The sequence below is a fragment of the Providencia sp. PROV119 genome (assembly GCF_028482435.1).
In the GTDB taxonomy this organism is placed as follows: domain Bacteria; phylum Pseudomonadota; class Gammaproteobacteria; order Enterobacterales; family Enterobacteriaceae; genus Providencia; species Providencia stuartii.
Window position 1 is genome coordinate 1 of record NZ_JAMPQL010000021.1, and the last position, 4718, is coordinate 4718.

Annotated in this window: 5 protein-coding genes; all 5 read right to left on the reverse strand. The window is 52.9% G+C overall.

Annotation, left to right across the window (positions count from 1 at the left end; all coding sequences use genetic code 11):
* Positions 1 to 60: 60 nt before the first annotated feature.
* Positions 61 to 1071 carry a YqaJ viral recombinase family nuclease gene (locus PSF11_RS15845; RefSeq protein WP_000706865.1) on the reverse strand — a complete coding sequence of 337 codons (1011 nt, stop codon included), beginning with the start codon at positions 1069 to 1071 and terminating at the stop codon, positions 61 to 63.
* Positions 1072 to 1133: 62 nt separating this feature from the next.
* Positions 1134 to 2123 carry a phage recombination protein Bet gene (bet, locus tag PSF11_RS15850; RefSeq protein ID WP_001282585.1) on the reverse strand — a complete coding sequence of 330 codons (990 nt, stop codon included), beginning with the start codon at positions 2121 to 2123 and terminating at the stop codon, positions 1134 to 1136.
* A gap of 94 nt (positions 2124 to 2217) precedes the next feature.
* Positions 2218 to 2748, reverse strand: coding sequence for a single-stranded DNA-binding protein (ssb, locus tag PSF11_RS15855; protein WP_000987165.1), 531 nt, complete (start codon positions 2746 to 2748; stop codon positions 2218 to 2220).
* A gap of 60 nt (positions 2749 to 2808) precedes the next feature.
* Entirely contained in the window at positions 2809 to 3717 is a 909-nt protein-coding gene (locus PSF11_RS15860) for a hypothetical protein (RefSeq protein ID WP_000739139.1), read from the reverse strand.
* A 10-nt stretch (positions 3718 to 3727) separates the two neighbouring features.
* The gene (locus tag PSF11_RS15865; RefSeq protein ID WP_000085160.1) at positions 3728 to 4696 is read right to left on the reverse strand and encodes an AAA family ATPase; all 969 of its coding nucleotides are present in this window, start codon (positions 4694 to 4696) and stop codon (positions 3728 to 3730) included.
* Positions 4697 to 4718: the final 22 nt, after the last annotated feature.

Here is a 4718-nt window from a genome sequence, read left to right on the forward strand (position 1 = left end):
TCTTGCTTTCCGTTGGAGACTCCCAGAATCCCCAAGGGAAAGCGGGGGAAAATCCCCCACTCACCAGTAGAACGTCTCTACTTCTTCCGGCAAATCATCAAGAGGAGCAAGCACGTCCTCATCAACAATGTACCGTGGCTTCACAGAGCCAGTAACCGTTACACGGCACCGCTCTGATGACTTCTCTCTGTACTGGTCAACATCCTCAGGCTTCACGCCTGACGCCTTATCAGCCAACAGCTTTTTGTAGTCTACCCGGCCAGCCGCTTTGTATCTCGTTACCATCACACCGCAGTAGTCGGCATGGAAGTATTCCCCCATGAGGGACTTCATGGTGTCGAGATGAGGCTTTTGCCTTTCTTGAAGCTCAGACAGTCGCTGTTTCAGCTCCTGAATCTCTGCATCATAGAGGCGGTATTCCTCAGCAGCAGCAATCCAACGGTTGACCTCTTCACCTTGCGGTATGTACAGGTCTCTCTCTGGATCTTTGTCGGGCTCCTTCTTGTCTACTACCTGTTGCCAGAACTTTTTAGCCTCGGCCAAGATTTCTTGAATCATGGCTTCGTCTCGGAGTATTGGAAACTCCTGAATCTGACCTTCAAAGTAGAAGACTAACCAGCCTTGCTTGGCCCCCGTTACCAGGAGCTGGTGTTGCACCTGCGGGTAATAAAGCTGGTATGCCTTGCTGTTTGCTTTCTCAGCACAAACATCTTCCCAGACAGTCGCACTCGGGCTTTTCAGCTCGACGGGCTCCCCGTTATCTCTCAGGCCATCCAGGGAGGCCCTCATGAGCGGGTATTGAACCGATTCGACACAGGCGGGGAGCAGCATGTCATCATACTTCTCCTCGAAAGCGCGTCTTGCAGCATCTTCGTTTTCTATCCCCCGGCGAACCAGCGGATTAAGACTCAGATCGACTTCACGCGCATACCCAGTCTTCTCGGCCCACAGTCTCCATCGTGTTTTGTACGGAGACCGATTGAGCAGGATAGCGGCGTCAGTGGCTGTTACACCTTGACGCCGCCAATCAAGCCAATCTTCCTCGCGTTGCGATAGGTTGACTATTTTCATGGACCTCTCTCCAATGGTTAGGAGGGAGATCTCCCCCAGCGGGGGAGTCCCCCCCGTTGGGGTTAGTAGTAACTGCCTTCCGCGCCCTCCTCTTCTGTAACAGGGATCATGTCCTCGTCACTCAAAGGCGGCATTTCTTCGGCACCAGGTTCAGCATTTGCAGAACCACCAGCGGCGGACTCTTGCTCGTGCGCTTCCTGGTAGTCAGGTTTCGGAGGCTCCATTTGATCCATCTCCTTGTCACGAAGGAATTGAGTCGCATATTGCAGTTCCGAACCTTCATACCGTCCCTTCACATACTCATGCGCCGCAGACCATGCGTTTTCAGCAATGGCGCGATTTGCGAGTTTGGTTAGGATCGGGTCAAGCTCTTTGTGCTCAATAGCCAAAGGCTCTTGGCTTTGAACTTGAGATGGTGAAGGGAGATTGGCAATAGCCGGGTTAATGGCCGATGCCTGCTCCATTTCACGGATGCGTTCAGCTTCATCCTGGTCATAAATACCAGAGAAACCAAATGCGACACGAGAACACTGGATCAGCGACTTGTGCCGGAGTTGACGCTTGGTGTGCGTTTGCCAGGGGCCATCAACAGTGTAAGCACCATTGCGACCTTGACCCTGAAACGGTTCACGGTACACCTCATCAATGAACTCCTTGATGCGGATAGGGCGAGATCTGTCCTTACGGTAAATCACGCATTCAATCCACTCAGGGCAGTCAACTTTCGCCCCCTGCATTCTGACCATCTTGTCCGAATACACGAACTCGACGCCATCATACTGGGGATGCTCGTTGATGATGCGGCTCCAACCATCAACACCTACTACCGGAATGATCCCATTTTGCTTGTCAGGAAACGCATAGATTTCCCGAGTGAAAGGGTTCAAACCGTACTGTTCAGCCACGATCAGGAGCGTCATCATCTGCTCATCGGTCGGGGCACTTCCATCTCGCTGCTTGAATGCGGTCGCCTTCAAAGTTTCATAGAACTTTCGGGTGTCCACGCCAAACCGGCTTGCGATACGGGTTACAAGAGATTTGTTATCAGACATGGTGTTTCTCCAATTCACGAATGAACGGTTTGAGGACACCATGACCCCCTCGGGGCATGAGTGCCCCCGTGGGGTTTAGTAAGAGTTGGCGGTGTTACCCGCCAGCCAAGTGGTGCAGCCGCATGAACGGGATGTCATCATCCCAGCCATCAGGAGCGGGACCATAGCCTCCGCCCATACCACCTTGCGGTGCTGATTGCTGCACAGGAGCAGATTGCGTACCGGCTCCTGTACGTTGCCCTTTTTGGGGCGCTGCACGTTGAGAGTTGTCCTGAGGTGCATTTCCACGACCACCAAGCATCTGCATTTCAACGCAGTGTACTTCGGTGGTGTAGCGCTCGATTTGTTGGCTGTCAGTCCACTTCCGGGTGCGGTTGCTCCCTTCGAGATAGACTTGGGAGCCCTTTTTCAGGTACTCACCAGCGACTTCCGCCAAACGACCTTTAAGCACAATACGGTGCCACTCAGTATGCTCTCTTTGCTCGCCAGACTGCTTATCGCGCCACGTATCCGTTGTTGCAACGTTGAAGTTGGCAACGGCAGTGCCGCTTGGCATGTAGCGAATTTCCGGGTCAGAACCGAGATTACCGACCAGAATTACTTTGTTGACGCCTTTAGACATCATGACCTCCAAGTTATTTGGAGAGGGCCAACGCCCCTTTCGGGGAGCAAGCCCCCGTAAGGGTTAAAAAAAGTGATCCTCTTGTTCGGCGTCGATCTCTGCCAGGCGAATCAGCTCAGATACAAGGCCAAGCCTTTCTGCATCTGCTCTTACTTCGTCGTAGCTGAAACCAAACCGTTCAATGAGGGGTTTTAGTGAATCAAAACGCTCGTAGTCGAAGGTATCACCCTGTTCATCACAGAATGCCACCAGCGGCTTCTCTACGTTTGAAAAGTCATCCGCGAAACGCTGTTGCAGGTAAACCAACATCAGCAGGGGTTTGTGACCATGTTCCGGGCGGAGTTCACCAGCGCCTTCCAGCGTAGCTGGATGGATAGTGTTTTCGCCTAGTCCAGTGCTAACCCCAAGCTCATAACCGCTGTCAGTACGCATCAGCACACTGGGTAGCAAGTCATTTGAGCCTTCGCTCCGAGCAACCTCAAAGCCGATTAAACCGGCTCCTTTGGCAAAAACCCCAGCAACAAAACCTTTGAAGAGGTTTATGTCACCTGGAGGTAACTCAGAGGGCGGAGATAACAGCCAGTTGAGAGATCCCAAGCTGGCTGTTTGTCCGGCTGAAACATTCCCCCCTTCCAGCACCGTCTGTGTCTCTGCGTTTACCAGCACCTCATCCAGAAAGGTGTACCCCTGGCTGAGAAACTGTGACACATACTGGCTTTCTTTGTCCTTGTAGGACATTGGGATCGTGTCTGGGCCGTTAGCTTCAAAAGGTCCTTCGAGCTTTGTCTCAGACCAATTTTCAGCTTTCCCATCAGTGACGGTTCGGCGTAGCTCGACCATCGTGAATTGGCCTGGCTCCGAGGAGCTGGGCTCCCGGAGCAACTTGTAGCCAATGAAGACTTCTATTGTGGTTTCGTCATTGCCCCACTCTTTAGCAGTGTAACGACGGCACAAACAGTCATTTTTCTTCATGCGTCACCTCTTAGCGCCATTGGTCCCCGAACACATCCTTCGCAACACGCAGGATGGCTTCACGCTCCTCTTTGGCCGCACGGATAAGCAGAGCTTGATCCAAGGCGTATTCAAGAGCATTTGGGGCACCACGGAACGCTAGAGACAGTTTCGCCCAACGCACCAACGTCCGAGTGGACATGGTGACGCTGATCTGACCATCTTCACCGTTTTCGCCAAGAAACAGTTTGCGGACCTGATTAGCAATCCGAACCATTCCCTTCCGCACATTTTCCGGAAGTTTCGGAGTAGCACGGCCAAGAATGCTGAGTTCAGCTTCCTCATCCGCATACCCTACTTTGGTGAAACGATAGCGATCCATAGCTGCGAGGTTCTGCATCATCACCCCCTGGTACAAACCAGAAGCATCACCGGACCCCGTAGAGTTACCAGTAACGACCACACGAAACATCGGGTGCGGCTTGATGATTTCCCCGCCATTCTGAGCGATCACAAGGGGACGCCCTTCAAGGACATCGTTGAGACCAGCCAGCTCGGCAGGGTCGGCCAAATCCACCTCGTTGATGAGGAGCAGATGACCTTCACGCATAGCGACTGCCAGAGGTCCATACATGAACTTCATGACAGGTGGTTGACCAGGCTTTTCCGCGACCAGAGCGTGATGTCCAATCAGATCTGTCAGCTCCATCCGCCCGTGGGCAGTGATTTGCTGAACAGGCCAGTTGAGACGACCAGCGATCTCGGTGATACCTGAGGTTTTGCCAGACCCGGTAGGGCCGGTTACGAACAATGCGTCACCGCCAGGCTCTTTGAGATAGGCCAAGACCTCTCGCAGAAACTCTTTGCGGAAAACGTAGTTGGTATCAGTGGCAGGGATGAAAGGGTTTGAACCGTCAGCGTAGCCGATGGCCGTTACCTTCTCCGGAATGCTGGGCATACCGAAAACCTTGCTTACTGAGAATTGAGAGTATTGAGACATAGGTGCGCTCCTATTGTGACAG

Bases quoted from the DNA above. Each gene is read 5' to 3' on its own strand.
- PSF11_RS15845 (WP_000706865.1), bottom strand. From the start codon at position 1,071: ATGAAAATAGTCAACCTATCGCAACGCGAGGAAGATTGGCTTGATTGG.
- bet (WP_001282585.1), bottom strand. From the start codon at position 2,123: ATGTCTGATAACAAATCTCTTGTAACCCGTATCGCAAGCCGGTTTGGC.
- ssb (WP_000987165.1), bottom strand. From the start codon at position 2,748: ATGATGTCTAAAGGCGTCAACAAAGTAATTCTGGTCGGTAATCTCGGT.
- PSF11_RS15860 (WP_000739139.1), bottom strand. From the start codon at position 3,717: ATGAAGAAAAATGACTGTTTGTGCCGTCGTTACACTGCTAAAGAGTGG.
- PSF11_RS15865 (WP_000085160.1), bottom strand. From the start codon at position 4,696: ATGTCTCAATACTCTCAATTCTCAGTAAGCAAGGTTTTCGGTATGCCC.